At 72.1% G+C, this 18,080-nt stretch carries 14 protein-coding genes; 1 reads left to right on the top strand and 13 read right to left on the bottom strand.

The annotated features are described in order from the left end of the window. Positions 1–4 precede the first annotated feature (4 nt). The 9 genes from ACWF62_RS09170 to ACWF62_RS09130 all read right to left on the bottom strand — a co-directional run bounded on the left by ACWF62_RS09170 (position 5) and on the right by ACWF62_RS09130 (position 10,921). On the bottom strand, positions 5–2,200 hold the full coding sequence (locus ACWF62_RS09170) for a malate synthase G (RefSeq protein ID WP_378507232.1): 2,196 nt from the start codon (positions 2,198–2,200) through the stop codon (positions 5–7). Between the two features lie 66 nt (positions 2,201–2,266). Continuing rightward, positions 2,267–2,911 carry a PaaI family thioesterase gene (locus ACWF62_RS09165; protein ID WP_378507231.1) on the bottom strand — a complete coding sequence of 215 codons (645 nt, stop codon included), beginning with the start codon at positions 2,909–2,911 and terminating at the stop codon, positions 2,267–2,269. A 43-nt stretch (positions 2,912–2,954) separates the two neighbouring features. Further along, positions 2,955–3,587, bottom strand: a complete 633-nt coding sequence (locus ACWF62_RS09160; RefSeq protein ID WP_452629908.1) for an FMN-binding negative transcriptional regulator — start codon at positions 3,585–3,587, stop codon at positions 2,955–2,957. Between the two features lie 10 nt (positions 3,588–3,597). Further along, positions 3,598–4,491, bottom strand: coding sequence for a 3-methyladenine DNA glycosylase (locus tag ACWF62_RS09155; RefSeq protein WP_378507229.1), 894 nt, complete (start codon positions 4,489–4,491; stop codon positions 3,598–3,600). Continuing rightward, positions 4,488–5,576 (bottom strand): hemolysin family protein, encoded by a 1,089-nt coding sequence (locus tag ACWF62_RS09150; RefSeq protein WP_378507228.1) that lies wholly within the window; start codon positions 5,574–5,576, stop codon positions 4,488–4,490. Before ACWF62_RS09150 ends, ACWF62_RS09155 begins: the two co-directional genes overlap by 4 nt. After that, positions 5,569–6,975 (bottom strand): hemolysin family protein, encoded by a 1,407-nt coding sequence (locus tag ACWF62_RS09145; protein ID WP_452629907.1) that lies wholly within the window; start codon positions 6,973–6,975, stop codon positions 5,569–5,571. The genes ACWF62_RS09150 and ACWF62_RS09145 overlap by 8 nt, the downstream gene beginning before the upstream one ends. A gap of 241 nt (positions 6,976–7,216) precedes the next feature. Further along, entirely contained in the window at positions 7,217–8,656 is a 1,440-nt protein-coding gene (gene guaB1 / locus ACWF62_RS09140; protein WP_378507226.1) for a GMP reductase, read from the bottom strand. Between the two features lie 10 nt (positions 8,657–8,666). Continuing rightward, a complete protein-coding gene (locus ACWF62_RS09135; protein ID WP_452629906.1) occupies positions 8,667–9,569 on the bottom strand; it encodes a DMT family transporter in 903 nt (300 codons plus the stop codon). Between the two features lie 5 nt (positions 9,570–9,574). After that, positions 9,575–10,921 (bottom strand): DEAD/DEAH box helicase, encoded by a 1,347-nt coding sequence (locus tag ACWF62_RS09130; protein WP_452629904.1) that lies wholly within the window; start codon positions 10,919–10,921, stop codon positions 9,575–9,577. Positions 10,922–11,124: 203 nt separating this feature from the next. Between ACWF62_RS09130 and ACWF62_RS09125 the strand changes: the two genes are divergently transcribed. Continuing rightward, positions 11,125–11,580: a DUF4262 domain-containing protein gene (locus ACWF62_RS09125; protein ID WP_452629903.1), complete on the top strand. Its 456-nt coding sequence runs from the start codon at positions 11,125–11,127 to the stop codon at positions 11,578–11,580. A 29-nt stretch (positions 11,581–11,609) separates the two neighbouring features. On the opposite strand, the gene ACWF62_RS09120 is transcribed toward ACWF62_RS09125, so the two are convergent. From ACWF62_RS09120 to ACWF62_RS09105, 4 genes are all read right to left on the bottom strand, one after another. Further along, positions 11,610–13,136, bottom strand: coding sequence for an FAD-dependent oxidoreductase (locus tag ACWF62_RS09120; protein ID WP_452629902.1), 1,527 nt, complete (start codon positions 13,134–13,136; stop codon positions 11,610–11,612). A 124-nt stretch (positions 13,137–13,260) separates the two neighbouring features. Further along, positions 13,261–14,712, bottom strand: a complete 1,452-nt coding sequence (gndA, locus tag ACWF62_RS09115) for an NADP-dependent phosphogluconate dehydrogenase (RefSeq protein WP_378507221.1) — start codon at positions 14,710–14,712, stop codon at positions 13,261–13,263. A 131-nt stretch (positions 14,713–14,843) separates the two neighbouring features. Then, positions 14,844–16,856 (bottom strand): DEAD/DEAH box helicase, encoded by a 2,013-nt coding sequence (locus ACWF62_RS09110; RefSeq protein WP_452629900.1) that lies wholly within the window; start codon positions 16,854–16,856, stop codon positions 14,844–14,846. A 254-nt stretch (positions 16,857–17,110) separates the two neighbouring features. Further along, on the bottom strand, positions 17,111–18,055 hold the full coding sequence (locus ACWF62_RS09105; RefSeq protein WP_378507219.1) for a M56 family metallopeptidase: 945 nt from the start codon (positions 18,053–18,055) through the stop codon (positions 17,111–17,113). Between the last annotated feature and the right edge of the window lie 25 nt (positions 18,056–18,080).

The following is an 18,080-nucleotide window of genomic DNA, read 5'->3' as shown; positions in this document are numbered from 1 at the left end:
CCGGTCAGGCGTTCGCGGCCTTGTACTCCCGGCGGCGGCGGTGCAGGATCGGCTCGGTGTAGCCGCTCGGCTGGGTGCCGCCCTCGAGGATGAGTTCCTTGGCTGCCTGCCAGGCGATGTTGGTGTCGAAGTCCGGTGCCATGTTCCGGTAGGTGGCGTCACCGGCGTTCTGCCGGTCCACGACCGGGGCCATCCGCTCCAGGCTGGCGACGACGTCGGCCTCGGTGACGACGCCGTGCCGGATCCAGTTGGCGAGCAGCTGGCTCGAGATCCGCAGGGTCGCACGGTCTTCCATCAGGGCAACGTCGTGGATGTCGGGAACCTTGGAGCAGCCGACGCCCGCGTCGATCCACCGCACCACATAGCCGAGGATGGACTGGCAGTTGTTGTCCAGTTCCTCCCGCTTCTCGGCGTCCGACCAGTCGGTCGACGGGGCGAGGGGGATGGTGAGGATGTCGTCGACGGTGGCGCGGGGCGTGCCCTTGAGCGCGTCCTGCACCGCGAACACGTCCACCTGGTGGTAGTGGGTGGCGTGCAGGGTGGCGCCGGTCGGGGACGGCACCCACGCGGTGTTCGCCCCGGCCTTCGGGTGACCGATCTTCTGCTCGAGCATGTCGGCCATCAGGTCCGTCATCGCCCACATGCCCTTGCCGATCTGCGCCCGGCCCTGCAGGCCCGCCGCGAGGCCGGTGTCAACGTTCCAGTCCTCGTACGCGGCGATCCAGCGCTGCTTCTTCATCTCGGCCTTGCGCACCATCGCGCCCGCCTCCATGGAGGTGTGGATCTCGTCGCCGGTGCGGTCGAGGAAGCCGGTGTTGATGAACACGACCCGCTCGGACGCCTCCTTAATGCAGGCGGCGAGGTTGACGGTGGTGCGGCGCTCCTCGTCCATGATGCCGACCTTGATGGTGTTCGCGGGCAGGCCGAGGACCTGCTCGACGCGGCCGAACAGTTCGGAGGTGAACGCGACCTCGTCGGGGCCGTGCTGCTTCGGCTTGACGATGTAGATCGAGCCGGTGCGGCTGTTGTCCAGCGGGCCGTTGTCGTCGCTGCGGGTCAGGCCGTGCACGGCGCACAGGCTGGTGATCAGGGCGTCGAGGATGCCCTCGGGGACCTCGTTGCCGTCGGCGTCGAGGATCGCCGGGTTGGTCATCAGGTGGCCGACGTTGCGGACGAACAGCAGCGAGCGGCCGTGCAGGGTCAGGTCGGAGCCGTCGACCGCGGTGTAGCTGCGGTCGGCGTTCAGCGTGCGGGTCAGGGTCGCGCCGCCCTTGTCGAACGACTCGGACAGGTCGCCGCGGTTCAGGCCCAGCCAGTTGCGGTAGCCGACGACCTTGTCATCGGCGTCGACGGCGGCGACCGAGTCCTCGAAGTCCATGATCGTGGTGATCGCCGATTCGAGGACGACATCCTTGACGCCCGCCGCGTCGGTGGAGCCGATCGGGGACGTCGCATCGATCTGGATTTCGGCGTGCAGGCCGTTGTTGCGCAACAGAATCGAGGTGGGGGCGTCCTGCTCGCCGAGGTAGCCGACGAACTTCTCCGGCTGCGCCAGGGTGGTGACAACCTCGGAGCCGAGTTCGACCTTGAGGTCGGTGCCGTCGATGAAGTAGCGGCTGGCGTCGGCGTGGGTGCCCTTGGCGAGCGGTGCGGCGGTGTCGAGGAAGTCGCGGGCCCAGGCGATGACCTTGTCGCCGCGGACCTTGTTGTAGCCGGGCTTTCCTCCGGGCGCCTTCTCGGCGCCACCGGCCTCGGAGATCGCATCGGTGCCGTACAGCGCGTCGTACAGCGAGCCCCAGCGGGCATTCGACGCGTTGAGCGCAAAACGGGCGTTGAGTACGGGCACCACCAGCTGCGGTCCCGCGGTGGTTGCGATCTCGGCGTCCACGTTGGCGGTGGTCACCTCGAACGGTGCCGGGGTCGGCAGCAGGTAGCCGATCTCCTGCAGGAACGCCTTGTACGCGGCGGCGTCGTGCTGCTGGCCCGCGTGCTCGCGGTGCCAGCCGTCGACCTGAGCCTGCAGTTCGTCGCGGCGGGCGAGCAGGGCCTTGTTCTTGGGGGCCAGGTCCTCGATCACGGTGACGGCGCCCGCCCAGAAAGCGTCGGCGTCGATGCCGGTGCCGGGCAGGGCCTCGGTGTTCACGAAATCGTGGAGCACCTTGGCGACCTGAAGACCACCGACCTGCACGCGTTCAGTCATGAACTGCCTCACTTCTCTGGGTTTGCGCACTTTCAGACCGCACCAATGTTACTCGCAGGTAATCAGCTAGCGGATTGTCGAGGTGGCGGGCGCGGCGGGGGAGATGAAGATGCCCTCGGCCTCGATGGTGACGCCGTCCCGGTCGGAGAGGGTGCCGCGGACCGTCGCCTTCCGGCCCTCCACGCTCACGACCCGGGCCTCCGCGTACAGCGGCCCGAGCGGCGTCCCGCGCCGATAGCGCAGCGTCAGCGTGCCGGTCAGGCGGCGCTCGGCGGCGCTGCCGGTGACGCCGAGCAGGTGGTCGAGCACCAGCGCACCGATGCCGCCATGCACGTGCCCGGGCGGGCCCTCGTATGCGGCGCCGAGGGTGACATGCGTCCAGTGCCTGCCCGTGTCGTCCCGCTCGATGACCAGCGGCGGCGCGACCGCGTTGCGCAGCCCGACCCCGGCGTTGCCCCAGGAGAACGTCTCCCCGGTCGTGGTCCGGCGCATCCCGAACCCGCCGTCGACCTGCCTGGCCCGCAGCTTCGCGGTCGCCGCCGCGACCTCGGCCTGCACCTCACGGATCACCTCGTCGTCGACCTCGGTGCGGATCGTCGCGTCGATCAGCTCCCGGACCGCGGCAGTGAGCGGCCCGTACAGCGCCTTGCGCCGCTCAAGCTCGTCGCGGTCGATGCCGGCGTCGGTGATGCGTTCGTGGGTGACCTTCATCGGCGCTGCCTCCACTGTCCGGGGTCTCGGGTGTCCGGCCCGATTATCGCGGACCGGGCCGCGCCGCCGCGCCCATCCGGCGTGCCAGCGCGTGATCCTCCGGGGCGGCCGAGGCGGCCAGCCGCTCGATCACCGCCCGCCGGTTCGGTTCGGGCTGATTCTGGCTGAGCTTCGCCTTGCCAACGACCCGGTCGATGGTGACCTCGACCCCGACGATCGCGCGCAGCATCGCCGTCACGCTCGCCTCGGCGACCTCGTCCACCCGCCACGGCTGCTCGCGGCCGCCTTCGTGCTCGTCGGTCAGGGCCGTGACATGGCCGAGCAGCCAGTCGGTGTCGTCGTGGACGACGAGCCTGCCGTGCACCGTCAGCGTCTCGTAGTTCCAGGTCGGCGCCATCCGGGTGGTCGACGCGGTCGCCGGATACCAGCGCGGCGAGACGTACCCGTGCACCCCGGCGAAGATCGCGACGGACGGCGCGCCGTCCCCGGCCCGCCAGTGCGGGTTGGCCCGCGCCACGTGCCCGACCAACGAGTGCCGCTCCCGGTGGTACAGCAGCGGCAGCGAGGTGCTGTGCAGGTCGGCGTCGCCGCCGGTGACCAGGTGCGCGAACCCGCCGCGGCGCAGGGCGGCGGCGGTCTCGTCGTCGGTCAGGGCGAACGCGGCGGGAACGTACACGCGGTGAACCCTAGCGGCCGAGCAGGTCGCGGCAGCGGGCAAGGAGTTCGGCGCGCAGCGGCGCCGCACGGTCGGCGAGCGCGGACTGGGCGCGGACGTAGTCGGCCCGCCCCGCAGGCGTCTCGATCGGGACCGGGTCGTAGCCGAGTGCCCGCAGATCGTAGGGGCTGGCCCGCATGTCCAGCTCCCGTGCCGCCATCGCGGACTCGAAACAGCGCAGCAGCAGGTCCGAATCGACCAGCGGCAGCAGTTTGTAACACCACTTGTACAAGTCCATGCCCGCGTGCAGGCAGCCCGGCTGCTCGCGTCGCGGCTGCTCGTCCCGGCTCAGCGGTGTCTCGTTGCGGCCCACCGCGTCCGCGGTGAAGAACCGGAACGCGTCGTAGTGGGTGCAGCGCAGGCTCATCGACTCGACGACGGCGTCGGTGCCCGCCGGGCCGAGCCGCAGCGGGGTCCCGGCATGCCGGACCGCCTCCGCGCCGCCGCGATAAACCATCGCCCACTCGTGCAACCCGAAGCAGCCCAGCTGCGCGGGGCGTGACGCGGTGCCGGCGAGCACCGCCGCGGTGAACTCCAGCATCGACCGCCGCTTCACCAACAGCGCCGGGTCGGCGCCGACCCCGTCGCCGAGGTCCCGGTAGCCGGAGAACCGGGCGTACTCGCCGGCGCCGGGGCCGGTGAGCAGCACCCCGTAGCCGGGATGCCAGCGCCGCAGCTGCGCGGGCCGCAGGCTGTAGTAGGTGAACAGGAAGTCGACCACCGGATGCGGCACGCCGTGCGACTGCCGGTCCAGGTGCGAACCGAGCAGCGCGTCGACGCGCGCCTGGTGGGCGTCGCGGCGCGCGCCCCACTCGTCCCCGGCGAGGACGAGGGGGGCGCCGCCGGTCGCGGGTGCCGTCGTCACGGCGTGCGCTGGCCGGGGACGGCGTCGGTGATCCGGTGCGTGCCGTCGCGGACGGTGCCGACGAACTCCTCGACGAGGTCCTCGAGCGCGACGATGCCCAGGCATCGCCCGTCGTCGTCGACGACCTCGGCGAGGTGACTGCTCGCCCGCCGCAGCACCGCAAGCGCCTCGTCCAGCGGCGTCTGCACCTGCACCCGCGGCCACGGCCGCACATCGGCGCGGGGCACCACCGTGTCCGGGCCAGCGGCGTCGTCGAGCACCTCGTCGAGCACGTCCTTCAGGTGCAGGTAGCCGACCAGGGTGCCGTCCGGCAGCGCCGCCGGATACCGCGAGTACCCGGTTTCGACGACCGCCCGTTCGATCGCCCCGAGCGTGGTGCCGCGGTCCGTCAGCGGGACCGTGCGGACCTTGTCCAGGGGGATCAGCACATCCGAGACGGTCCGTCCGGTGGTGTGCAGCGCCTGCGTCAGCCTGCGATGCTCCTCGGCGTCGATCAGGCCCTCCGAACGGGACTCGCCGATCATCTCCGTCAGCTCGATCTCGGAGACGGTGGTGTCGAGCTCGTCCTTCGGTTCGACCCGCAGCATCCGCAGCACCGAGTTCGCGCACCAGTTGTAGAACGCGATCAGCGGCTTCGCCAGGGTGATGAACCGGAGGTGGATCGGCACCAGCAGCATCGCGGCCCGCTCCGGTCCGGCGATCGCGATGTTCTTCGGGACCATCTCGCCGAGCAAGATGTGCAGCACCACCACCAGTGCCAACGCGATCGTGAACGCGATCGGGTGCAGCAGCTGGTCGGGCAGGCCAACCAGGTCGAGCGGGCGCTCGATCAGGTGCGCGATGGCAGGCTCGCCGACCCGGCCGAGCAGGATCGAACAGATCGTGATCCCGAGCTGCGCGGCCGCCAGCATCAGCGACAGGTTCTCGCCGGCCCGGATGACCGTCCGTGCCCGGTCCTTGCCCTGCGCGACCAGGGCCTCGAGCCGGTCCCTGCGCGCGGAGATCAGGGCGAACTCGGCCGCGACGAAGAACGCGTTACCGGCCAGCAGGGCGACCGTGAGGACGACACCGAACAGGTCACTCATTGCTGGCCTCCTCGCGGGCGCGGTGGGCGTGTTCGGCGATCGCCGCCGCCGGGACCGGGGTCAACACGACCCGGTCGATGCGGCGGCCGTCCATCCCGGCGACCCGGGCGATCCAGCCGCCGTGCGCGCCGTCGAGGCCGGACGGCCGTCGCTCATCGGCGCCGTCCGGGTCGGGAAGGACCACCTCGTCGCCCACCTCCGGGATCCGGCCCAGCCGGGCCAACACCAGCCCGCCGAGCGTGTCGTACTCGCCCTCGGGGGCCGCGTATCCGGTCGCCTGCCGCACCTCGTCGATGCGCAGCAGGCCCGCGCAGATCCAGCTGTCCCCGCTGCGCTGCACGTCGATCTCCGGGGCATCGTGCTCGTCGCGGACATCGCCGACGATCTCTTCGATCAGATCCTCCATCGTGACCAGGCCCGCGGTGCCGCCGTATTCGTCGACGACCAGCGCGACCTGCATGCCGTCGGAGCGGACCTGCTCCATCAGCGCGTCGCCGTCCAGGCTGGACGGCACAACGGGCACCCGCTGCGCGAGCACCATCAGTTGGGTGGTCGCGCGGGATGCGGCGGGCACCGTGAATGCGTGCTTGACGTGCACGACGCCGACCGTGTCGTCGAGGTCGCCATCGACGACCGGGAAGCGGGAGTACCCGGTGCGGGACGCGGCATCGATCAGGTCGGCGACCGTGGCGTGCAGGTCCAGGGTTTCGATCTTCACCCGCGGGGTCATCAGCTCCTCCGCGGTGCGCTCCCCGAACCGCAGCGAGCGGTCCACCAGCAGCGCGGTGCCCGCGTCGAGGGTGCCGCTGCGGGCGCTGATCCGGACCAGCGACCCGAGTTCCTGTGGGGAGCGCGCCGACCGCAGCTCCTCCGCGGGTTCGACGCCGAGCCGGCGCACCACCCAGTTCGCGGTCCCGTTGAGCCCGTTGATCGCCCACCGGAAGGCGGTCGAGAACCAGGCCTGCGGACCGGCCGTCGCGCGGGCCGTCGCCAGCGGGCGGGAGATCGCCAAGTTCTTCGGCACCAGCTCGCCGAACACCATCGACAGGCTCGTCGCGATGATCAGCGCGAGGGCAAGGGAGATGCCCGCGGACACCGACTCGGAGGCGCCGACGGCCCGCAGGCCGGGGGTGATCAGCTGCGCGAGCACGGGTTCGGCGATGTAGCCGGTGATCAGTGTGGTGATGGTGATGCCGAGCTGCGCGCCGGACAGCTGGAAGGAGAGGGTGCGGTGTGCGTGCTGCACCTGGCGGGCGCGTCGGTCGCCGCCGCGGGCGTGGGCGTCGACGGTGCTGCGTTCCAGTGCGGTCAGCGAGAATTCCGCCGCAACGAACACCGCGGTTCCCGCGGTCAACGCGAGGAACCCGAGCAGGCTGACGATCGTCACTGCGATCTGCATGAGCTATCGCCCCCGAACAGGGGACGGGGCGGGGGCGCCGGGTTTGTCACCCGGCTCGGTAGAGGAGCCCTCCGTAGTGGAACTGTCGTCGCCGGACTCGGCGTCGTGCGTCGCTATGGGTGCCTCGGGCACCTTGGTCCTTTCGTCGTGCCCGGACGAGACCGCCGGGCGCAGAGTGGTCGAAACAATCATTCTACCGACCGTCGCCGAAATGTCCGGTCCGAGCCGGGCGGCATCGCGGTCACCACCCGGCGGGCAGGGGCCTGCCCTCGGCGAACCCGGCCGCCGACTGCACCCCGAGCACCGCCTTCTCGTGCAGTTCCTCGATCGTGCCTGCTCCCGCGTACGTGCAGGTGCTGCGGACCCCCGAGCAGATCCGGTCGATCAGGTCCTCGACGCCCGGGTGCAGCGGGTCCAGACGCATCCGGGAACTGGAGATGCCCTCCTCGAACAGGGCCTTGCGGGCCCGGTCGAAACCGCTGTCGGTCGCGGTGCGGGCGGCGACGGCCCGCTTGCTCGCCATCCCGAAGCTCTCCTTGTACGCGTTGCCGTCCTCGTCGAATCGCAGGTCGCCCGGCGACTCGTGGGTGCCTGCGAACCAGGACCCGATCATCACGTTCGACGCACCCGCCGCCAGTGCCAGCGCGACATCGCGGGGATGCCGCACGCCGCCGTCCGCCCACACGTGCGCGCCGAGTCGCCTTGCCGTGTCGGCGCATTCGGCGACCGCGGAGAACTGCGGGCGCCCGACACCGGTCATCATCCGGGTCGTGCACATCGCGCCGGGACCGACCCCGACCTTGACGATCGTCGCGCCCGCCGCGATCAGGTCCCTGGTCCCGGCGGCGGAGACCACGTTGCCCGCCGCCAACGGCACGCCGAGGCCCTGCGCGGCGACCGCGGACAGCGCCTCGAGCATCTTCTCCTGGTGCCCGTGCGCGGTGTCCATCACCAACAGATCGGCGCCAGCGTCGGCGAGGGCGCGGGCCTTCGCGGCGACGTCCCCGTTGATGCCGACCGCGGCCGCGACCCGCAGTCGCCCGTCCGCGTCGAGCGCGGGCGTGTAGATCCCGGCCCGGATCGCGCCGGTCCGGGTCAGCACCCCGGCGAGCCTGCCGTCCGCGTCGACGACAACCGCGAGCGGGTCGTGCCGGGACTCGAGCAGCTCGAACACCTCCCGCGCCGACGCGGACACCGGCGCCGTCGCGAAGTCGGAGACCAGGACCGCGCTGAGCCGGGTGAACCGGTCCACGTCCGCGCACGCCGCCTCGGTCACCACCCCGATCGGCCTGCGCTCCCCGTCGACGACCACCACCGCGCCGTGCGCCCGCTTCGGCAGCAGCGCCAGCGCATCGGACACCGACGCATCCGGGCCGAGCGTCACCGGGGTGTCCGCGACGAGATGCCTGCTCTTGACGAACGCCACCGTCTCCGCCACCGCGGACGCGGGCACGTCCTGCGGGATGACGACGAGCCCGCCGCGGCGGGCGACCGTCTCGGCCATCCGGCGGCCCGCGACCGCGGTCATGTTCGCGACCACGATCGGGATGGTGGTGCCGGAGCCGTCCCTGGACGCCAGGTCGACGTCGAACCGGGAGGTGACGTCGGTGCGGTTCGGCACCAGGAACACGTCGTCGTAGGTCAGGTCGTAGGGCGGGGTCTGCCCGTCGAGGAAGCGCACACCGGCGACGCTACAACCCGGCCCGGCCGCTGTCCGGGTACCGCGACGTCGCGTCTGGCGTGTTCGGCCCCCGCTGCGCCTGGGCGCGGGACAGCGCGACCGTCGCCACCACCATCACGGCCACCGCCGCGGCGACGACGACCCCACCCGCCGCATCGACCCGCAGCCGCTCGCCGAGCACCGCGAACCCGAGGAACGCGGCAACCAGCGGTTCCCCGATGGTGATCGCGGGCAGCGACGCCGCGAGCGACCCGGCCTGGAACGCCCGCTGCTGCAGGTAGAAGCCGGTGCCGCCCGCCGCAACCAGCGCCACCGGCTCCCACCCGGTGAGCGCCGCGACCGGTCCGTGCGCGAATCCCTCGATCGTCGGCTTCGTCAACGCGACCGCGACGCCGTACATGGCGCCGCACCCCGCACCGAGCAGCAGCGCGCGCGGCCCGGACGCGATCGGTGCGCGCGCGAGCGCGAGCGCGGCGCCGCACCCGCCGACCACCACCGCCAGCGGCAGTGCCCAGCGCGCGGCGGGCGCGGTCGCCGCTCCCTCGGTCGGGTTCCCGACGGTCAGGAAGACGACCAGCGACAGCGCCAACGCGGTCGCCGTCACCCACGTCCGGGGCGTCATCCGGGTACCCGTGAAGCGGGCGGACAGCGGCAACGCGAACAGCAACGTGCTCACGATCAGCGGCTGCACCACCAGGACCGACCCGACGCCGAGCGCCGCCGCCTGGAACGCGTACCCGCCGACGTCGCCGCCGACGCCGATCCACCACCGCGGGGACCGGACCAGCTCACGCATCAGGGCGTCGCCGTCGCCGACTCCGGACGCCGCGGACTGCTGCGCGACGGACCCGACCGCGAACAGCAACGCCCCGGTCATGGCGAGGGCGACGGCGAGCCACGGCAGGTCGGTCACACAGGTCAGCTTCCCCGGTTCGGCTTCCGCTGTCCGCGCGAACGCCCGCCGCCTGCGCCGGGCGAGCGTCCGTCCCGCGACCGACCCCCCGCACGCCCGTCTCGCGACCGGCCGGGGGTGCGCCTGTCCCGGGACCCGGTCGTCTCGGACGGTGTCTGTGCCCGCGGCGGATCCTGACCGGCCAGCGGGACCCCGGACGGTTGCCGGGCACCGGTCAGCGCCGACAGTTGATCGCTGCCCGGACGCACCGGGATCCCGTCGACGGCGACGCCCGCGGCCGCCAGCACCGCCGCGACCGCGTCACGCTGATCCGGGGTGACCAGCGTCACCACCCGCCCCGACGCGCCCGCGCGCGCCGTGCGGCCAGCGCGGTGCAGGTAGTCCTTGGGGTCGGCGGGCGGGTCGACGTGCACCACCAGGGACACGTTGTCGACGTGGATGCCGCGCGCCGCCACGTCCGTTGCGACCAGGACCGGCACCGCGCCGCCGGCGAACGCGGCCAGCGCGTGCGCTCGGAACGCCTGCGACTTGCCGCCGTGCAGCGTGCCCGCGCGCACCCCGACCGAGGCCAACTGCGCCACCACCCGGTCCACCCCGTGTTGGGTGCGGGCGAAGAGCAGCGTCCGGCCTCGCCGGGCCGCGATCTCGGCGACCACCGCGGGTTTGTCCGCGTGCTCGACGATCAGCACGTGGTGATCGGAGACCGCGACCGGCGCCGCCGCCGCCGCGGTCGCATGCGTGACCTGGTCGTGCAGGTAGCGCTCGACCAGGGTGTCGACGTCGGCGTCGAGGGTTGCCGAGAACAGCAGTCGCTGCCCGGCGGCGGGAGTCCGGTCGAGGATCGTCGTCACCTGCGGGAGGAACCCGATCTCCGCGAGATGATCGGCCTCGTCGATCGCGGTGACGACCACGTCGTCGAGGACGAGCGCGTGCTGGTCGAGCAGATCCGCCAGCCGACCGGGGGTCGCGACGAGCAGGTCCACCCCGCGCGCGAGCCGCTGCGCCTGCGCCTTCGTCGGGACGCCGCCGGTGGCCGCCGCGATCCGCAGGCCCAACGCCAGCGCGGACTCGTCGAGCGCCGATTCGATCTGCGTCGCCAGCTCCCTGGTCGGGGCGAGCACCAGGCCGCGCGGGCGTTTCGGCGCGCTGAAGGTGCCCTTGATCCGGAGCAGCATCGGCAGCCCAAACGCGAGGGTCTTGCCGGAGCCGGTCGGCCCGCGACCGAGCACGTCTCGGCCGGCGAGGATGTCGGGGATCACCGCCTCCTGGATCGGGAACGGCGCGGTGATCTGCTCGCGCCGCAGCGACTGCACCAGCGTCGCTGGTAACCCGAGGTCGGCGAACGTGGCCATGGGACTCCTTCTGCGCCGAGGGGGGATCGACGCAGGTCGAGGCTACCGCCGCCGCCGGTGTCGGCACCGTGTCGGTGGGTCGGTGCACCATGTTCTTCGAACACAATTTCGAGATTCGTGGTGGTGGGTGCGGTACCCGAGCGAAGGGGAAGTCAATGTGTGAGACCTGTGGCGGCACGTCGGAGGAGCGGATCCGGCTAGACATGCGGCGCACGATCGAGCGGTACGGGTGGGCGCTGCAGTACGTGGAGTCGACCGTCGACCGCAGCGGCGTGCATCCCGCCTACTGCTACACGGTCGGCCTGACCGGTCACGGGCTCCCGGAGCTGGTGATCACCGGGCGGGTGTCGGACCAGTCGGCGGTCGTGCTGAGTGAGCTCGGATCGGTGCTGCTCGACGGCAGCCGGCTCGGGCCCGGCGACGAGGTGACCGTCGGTGGGCTCGACGTCTGCCTGGTCGAGGTGCGGGAGTGCGAGTTCTGGCTGCTGCGTGCCGTCGAACACCACGGGCGGATCCGGGCGCTGCAGGTGGTGTGGGCGGACTGCCAGGGCCGGTATCCGTGGGAGGGGGCGCACGGCTCAACCGAATGGACCGGCGCCGTCGCCCACCTGCAGCCGCTGCTCGGGCCGCCGCCGGGCGGGATCGTGGTGCCGTCGTGACCGGCCGTCGGGCTCGCGGGAAGGGGTTCTCACCCGCCGACCAGGGGGCCGCCGCGGACGTCGAAGCGTTCGCGGACGGTGTCGAGGGTGCGGCGGTGGTGGGCGCGGTCGCGGTGGTTCGCCGCCGCGAATCGCGCCGTCCCGAGCAGCCGCCGATGGATCGGATACCAGCGGTCGAAGTCGAGACCACAGTCGCGAAACACCGTGGCGGGGAGGGCGTCCGCCAGCATTCCGAGGTTGTACATCGCCAACGCCATTGCCGTGTACGGAAACACGTGCTTGCCGCCGCCGGCGAACAGGCCGCCCACGTCGAGTTCGTAGAGGGGGACATCCCGGATCCGGCCCGCGAACATCAGATGCGCGAGGTAGTAGCCCATGAACGAGGGCAGGTGAAGGACGGCCGAGCGGGGGTGCACGACCACCACGTTCCCGGTCGGCGAGACGTACGGCTCGTAGTCGCCGTCGACCTTGATGTAGCCGGTGCAGTTCACGATCCACGTGCCCGGCGTCATCGGCTTGGTCGCCCCGCTGCGGAAGACGGCGGTGGGTCCCCCGCCGCGATCGACGGCGTCAACGAAGTGGTCCATGACGACCTCGTGCACACCGGCGGTGATCGCCGACGTCTCCGCTTCCGATTGGACGCCGAGCAGGAAGTTGCTCGCCCCCGGGGTGGGGCCGGTGCCGTGCGTCGCGCGGTACCAGCGCGCGACGGCCGCCTCGTTGGTCCCGTCGAACCGCCTGGCTGCCTCGGCGGCCACGGCGTTCGGGAGTTGCCCTCGCCACCAGCGTCGGGTGTTCCCGGGGAACGCGCGGTCGCGGCTGATGAAGAACGTGCCGGATCCCGCGACCAGGGTGACCTCCCGGCCGGGGTACGCGGTGACGAGGGCGTGCGCGGTATCCATCGCGGTCTTGCCCCCGCCGATCACCCACACCGGTGCGTCGCTCGCCCGAATCGCGTCCGCCCGCACGTCGCATTGGTCGGGGGACACCGACCGGACCCGCGAACTCGACGCGGGGAGGGGGTCGTTGGGCGCGATTCCGAGCCCGTAGGCCTTGATCAGACGCTGTGCGTGCACGACCAGCCGCCGCCCGTCGGGCCGGTGGCACTGAATCCGGACGATCCCGTTCGCCTCGGTGGCGGACTCGAACGACCAGCCGAAATACTCGTCGACGCGCAGGTCGCGGCCGATCACGTCCAGGCAGTGCCGGAAATGGTCGAGGACCTCGGTCTTGGTCGCGAGATGGGACGGGCGCCGGTCCAGACACCACTCGATGTTGCCCGCGGTGAACAGCCCGTGCGGTTGGTGCAATCGGACGTAGGGGTAGGTGTCCACCCACATGCCACCGGGCTGCCCGCGCCGGTCGATCAGGATGACCCGCGCGTTGCGGGACAGGTAGCGGCTCGCCGCGAACAGGGCGTTCATCCCGGCGATGCCCGCGCCGACGATGCAGGCGTCGCACGTCTCCGCGGCGGGATCCGTGCCGGATGGGTCCGCGCCCGGGTGTGTGCTCGTCTGCGCCATGGCGACCCCCGACGGTGTCAGGCCGTCCGCCACCGCTCCTCGATGACGGTCGTGTCCAGCCTATTCGGCACGGCAAGGACCGTTACCGGCGCGAACGTCGCCGCGCCGCGGCCGTCCCTTGGGTGTCGTATCGGGTCGACACCCAAGGGACGGGACGTCAGGCCTGGATCTCGCTGCGGTCACCGCTCCAGAGGGTGTGGAACTTGCCCGGGCGATCGGTTCGCTCGTAGGTGTGCGCGCCGAAGAAGTCGCGCTGCCCCTGCGTCAACGCGGCGGGCAGGCGCTCGGCACGCAGGCCGTCGTAGTAGGACAGCGACGACGCGAACGCGGGCACCGGGATGCCGAGGGTCGTCGCGGTCACCACGACGCGCCGCCACGAGTCGATCGCGTTCTCGATCGCGTCCTTGAAGTACGGCTCCACGATCAGCGAGGTCAGCTCCGGGTTGGTGTCGTACGCCTCCTTGATCCGGTTCAGGAACCGGGCCCGGATGATGCAGCCGCCGCGCCAGATGGTCGCCATGTCGCCGGGGGTGAGATCCCAGCCGTACTCGTCGCTGCCCGCACGGATCTGGTCGAAGCCCTGCGCGTACGCGACGATCTTCGACGCGTACAGCGCGCGGCGGATGTCCTCGGTGAACTGTGCCGCGTCCGTTGGCTTGTCGCCGAGCACGCCCGACGCCAGTCCCCGTGCGGCCGCGCGCTGCGCACGCGAACCGGACAGGGCGCGGGCGAACACGGCCTCGGCAATCCCCGTCACCGGGACACCCAGGTCGAGCGCCGACTTGACCGTCCAGCGGCCGGTGCCCTTCTGCTCGGCGGCGTCGACGATGACGTCCACCAGCGCGGCACCGGTCGCCGCGTCCTTCTGCCGCAGCACCTCCGCGGTGATCTCCACCAGGTAGGACTCGAGGTCGCCGCCATTCCACTCGGTGAACACGTCGGCGATCCGCTCGGCGTCGAACCCGAGCGCGTCCCGGAACAGGTGGTAGGCCTCACCAATCAACTGCATGTCGGCGTACTCGATGCCGTTGTGCACCATCTTCACGAAGTGGCCTGCGCCGTCCGGGCCGATGTGGGTGCAGCACGGCGTGCCGTCCACCACCGCGGCGATCGACTCCAGCAGCGGACCCAGCGACTCGTACGACTCCTTCGGGCCGCCCGGCATGATCGACGGGCCGTTCAGCGCGCCCTCCTCGCCGCCCGAGATGCCCGCGCCGACGAAGTGCAGGCCCCGCTCGCGGAGCGCGGCCTCCCGCCGGATCGTGTCCGTGTACAGGGCGTTCCCGCCGTCGATGATGATGTCGCCCGGCTCCATCGCGGCCGCGAGCTCCTCGATCACCGCGTCCGTCGCCTCGCCGGCCTTGACCATGATCAGGACCCGCCGCGGGCGCTGCAGCGCGGCGACGAACTCGTCGACGGTCTCGGTCCGGACGAAGTCGCCCTCGCTACCGTGCTCGGCGATCAGGGCGTCCGTCTTGGCAACGCTGCGGTTGTGCAGCGCCACGGTGTGCCCGTGCCGGGCGAAGTTGCGGGCGATGTTCGAACCCATCACGGCGAGCCCGGTGACGCCGATCTGGGCCCGCGCGGCCTGGGAGGTGTTGTCGGTCATGTCCTACAGCTTTCCCTGCCCCCGGAACGAGCGACACTTCAGGGTCTCGAACTCTGGGACGGCGACGGAATGCGGCGACGCCGCCACCCGCGATGCGGGAGGCGGCGTCGATGGGATGCCGGGGACGGACGTCAGCGGTCGCGGCGCGGACCGTCGAACCCGTCGTACGAGCGACGCTCGGTGCGGCTACGGAAGCCGCCCGCCGTCCCGCTGCGCTCACTCCGCTGCGGGCGGTCGCCGTACGACCGATCACCGCGGGAGCGGTCGCCGCCGCGGACGCCGCCGTCCCGCTGCGGGCGGTCGCCGTAGGAGGGGCGGTCACCCGTGCGCTGGTAGCCGCCGTCGCGCTGCGGCCGGTCGCCGTAGGACCGGTCGCCCCGGTCGTTGCGCTGGGGGCGGTCGCCGTAGGAGGGGCGGTCGCCGGAGCGCTGGTAGCCGCCGTCGCGCTGGGGCCGGTCGCCGCCGCGGAAGCCGCCGTCCTGTTGGGGGCGGTCGCCATACGGACGGTCGTTGCGCTGCGGGCGGTCGCCGTAGGACCGGTCGCCGCGGTCGGAGCGCTGGTAGCCGCCGTCCCGCTGGGGGCGGTCGGACCGGTAGCCGTCGCGCTGGGGCCGGTCGCCGTAGGAGGGTCGGTCACCCGTGCGCTGGTAGCCGCCGTCGCGCTGGGGCCGGTCGCCGTAGGAGGGTCGGTCACCCGAGCGCTGGTAGCCACCATCCCGCTGGGGTCGGTCGCCGCGGTATCCCCGGTCGCCACCGTCGCGGCGCGGCCGGTCGAAGCCGTCGCGGCGCGGCCGGTCGAAGCCGTCGCGGCGCGGCCGGTCGAAGCCGTCGCGGCGCGGGCGGTCGCCGTACGACCGACCGTTCCCGCCGCGTTCGCCGCGCGGCTCCCGCACCGGCTCGCCGCTCGGAGTGCGCGCACCGGTGATGGTGGCGAGTTCCTCCGAGCCGGGGCCGACGTACACCTCGGTGGCGTCCACGCCCGCGGTGTCGGTCAGGCGGCGCACCATGCGGCGCTGGTTCGGCAGCACGATCGAGACGACGGTGCCCTTCTCGCCCGCGCGGGCGGTGCGGCCGGCCCGGTGCAGGTAGTCCTTGTGGTCGGCGGGCGGGTCCACGTGCACGACCAGGTCGATGCCGTCGACGTGGATGCCGCGGGCCGCGACATCGGTCGCGACGAGCACGGGCGTGCGGCCCGTCTTGAAGCGTTCGAGCACCCGGGTTCGCTGGTTCTGCGCCTTCCCGCCGTGCAGGGCCTCCGCCGCGACCCCGACCGCGCGCAGGCGTTCGGTGATGCCCTCGCAGCCGAGCTTGGTGCGCGCGAACATGATCGTCCGGCCGCCGTCGCGGGCGCCGATCTCGGCGAGTACGGCATCCTTCTGGCCGCGGTCGACGTTGAGCACGTAGTGCTCCATCGTGTCGACGCTGGCGCGCCCGTCCTCGGTTGCGTGCAGGGCGTGATCGGCGAGGAAGCGGCGGACCAGCGACTGCACCTCCCGGTCGAGGGTCGCGGAGAACAGCAGCCGCTGGCCGTCGGCGCGGGTCTGCTCGAGGATCGACCGGACCTCGGGGAGGAAGCCCATGTCGGCCATCTGGTCGGCCTCGTCGAGCGCGGTGATCTCGACCTCGTCCAGGACGCAGGTCTCCTGCCGCAGGTGGTCGCCGAGGCGGCCGGGGGTGGCGACGAGGATGTCGACGCCGCGCGCCAGCTGGTCGACCTGCTTGGTGAAGACCATGCCGCCGACCGCGGACCGGACCTTCAATCCGACCGTGCCCGCGTACGGGAGCAGCGAGTCGACGACCTGAACGGCGAGCTCACGGGTGGGCACGAGCACCAGGGCGCGGGGACGCTTCGGTGCGGGCCGGTCGTCGCGGCCCGCGAGCCGCGCCAGCATCGGCAGCCCGAACGCGAGGGTCTTACCGGACCCGGTCTGCGCCCGGCCGAGGACGTTGCGGCCCGCGATCGCGTCGGGGATGGACATCGCCTGGATCGGCGACGGGATGGTGATGCCGTCCTTGGCGAGGGCAGCGACCACCGGGCCGGGCAGGCCGATCTCTGCGAAGGTGGGCTGTTCGGCGGCAGCCGGGGCCTCGGGGTCGGCGGCACCCTGGTCATGGGCAGCAGGGATTTGGGCAGCGTCGGTCACGCGGATATACCTCTCCGGACGTCGGGCGCGTCGCGGAGAGCGGGCCGATACAGCAGCCGCGCAGAAGAGACGAGCCGGGCACGCGCGCCCCGGTGGTGGGGCAGTGGCGGTGCCGAAAATGTGGTCAACAATGAAATGGGCCGAGAACACGGCCGTCGTCCAGTGTACGGGACCGGATGCGGTGCCAGCACCGGCTGGCCCGTGACCCTCGACTCACTCGCGTCGCGGCGACTGGCGGGTTCCCCTCCGCGGTGTCAGCCGCGGAAGAGTCGATTGAGTTCGACCAGCCACGGGACGGCGACGGCGATCGTCGGGACCACGAGGATCGTGACCGCGGCGAGATAGGCGGCGACCACGATCGGGACGACGGCGCCGGTGTCGGCGAGCCGCCGGATGCGGGTGACGGTGTGCGGGCCGCCCGCGGCGAGGGCGCCTGCGGGGGCGCTCGACCCGGCGCAGGTGACCAGGGCGCGGGCCAGCGGCGTCGGGCCGGTGACCTTGACCGCGGAGTCGTCGGCGAGCATCTCGACGAGCAGTTGGACGGAGCCGAGCGCGGACTTGCTGCGCACCACCTTCGGGAACGCCTCGTGCACCGCGGTGAACGCCTCGATCACCAGATCGTGCCGGGATCGCAGGTGGGAACGCTCGTGCATGAGGATCGCGGTGACCTCGTCCCGGTCGAGGCTGTCGAGCGTCCCCGCGCTGACCACGACCCGGTGCCGGAGACCGGGCAGGCAGTAGGCGATCGGTTCGGCGGCGTCGAGGACCCGAAGGTTCGAGGTCCGGCTGCGATGCGGTTCGCCGCGGTCGAGCAGGTCGACGAGCATCCGGTGCCGGGAGCGGCGCCGCCGGGTCCGGACCGCGACCGCCGCGATCGAGAACATCAGCTTCGCACCGATGAGCACGGTGAGCGCGAACACCACGACGTACGCGGTCCACAGCGGGAGGCCGAGCGCGTCGATCTCCTCCAGGGGGGCGGTCGTTGGGCGGCCGTCGGCGCCCGGCACCAGCAGCTGTGATGCGATCGCCAGCCCGGAACTGAACGCGGAGAGGACGGCGGCGATCGCGATCGCCTGCCACAACACGAGCGCCGCGCCGGGAGCACGGAATGGCCAGGTCGCCCGCGCGAGCAGCGCGGGCACCGGGCCAGCGAGAAGCAGGGCCGTCACGGCGAAGGCCAGTGCGGTCGTGGGGTTCATGACCTACCCATCATGCACGAGGTGC

The organism is Rhodococcus sp. NPDC054953 (assembly GCF_053609225.1).
This window is presented reverse-complemented; position numbering and strand designations above follow the sequence as displayed.

Coding starts and splice junctions, on each gene's coding strand:
- ACWF62_RS09170 (WP_378507232.1), bottom strand. CDS start 2,200: ATGACTGAACGCGTGCAGGTCGGTGGTCTTCAGGTCGCCAAGGTGCTC.
- ACWF62_RS09165 (WP_378507231.1), bottom strand. CDS start 2,911: ATGAAGGTCACCCACGAACGCATCACCGACGCCGGCATCGACCGCGAC.
- ACWF62_RS09150 (WP_378507228.1), bottom strand. CDS start 5,576: ATGAGTGACCTGTTCGGTGTCGTCCTCACGGTCGCCCTGCTGGCCGGT.
- ACWF62_RS09145 (WP_452629907.1), bottom strand. CDS start 6,975: ATGCAGATCGCAGTGACGATCGTCAGCCTGCTCGGGTTCCTCGCGTTG.
- ACWF62_RS09130 (WP_452629904.1), bottom strand. CDS start 10,921: ATGGCCACGTTCGCCGACCTCGGGTTACCAGCGACGCTGGTGCAGTCG.
- ACWF62_RS09125 (WP_452629903.1), top strand. CDS start 11,125: ATGCGGCGCACGATCGAGCGGTACGGGTGGGCGCTGCAGTACGTGGAG.
- gndA (WP_378507221.1), bottom strand. CDS start 14,712: ATGACCGACAACACCTCCCAGGCCGCGCGGGCCCAGATCGGCGTCACC.
- ACWF62_RS09105 (WP_378507219.1), bottom strand. CDS start 18,055: ATGAACCCCACGACCGCACTGGCCTTCGCCGTGACGGCCCTGCTTCTC.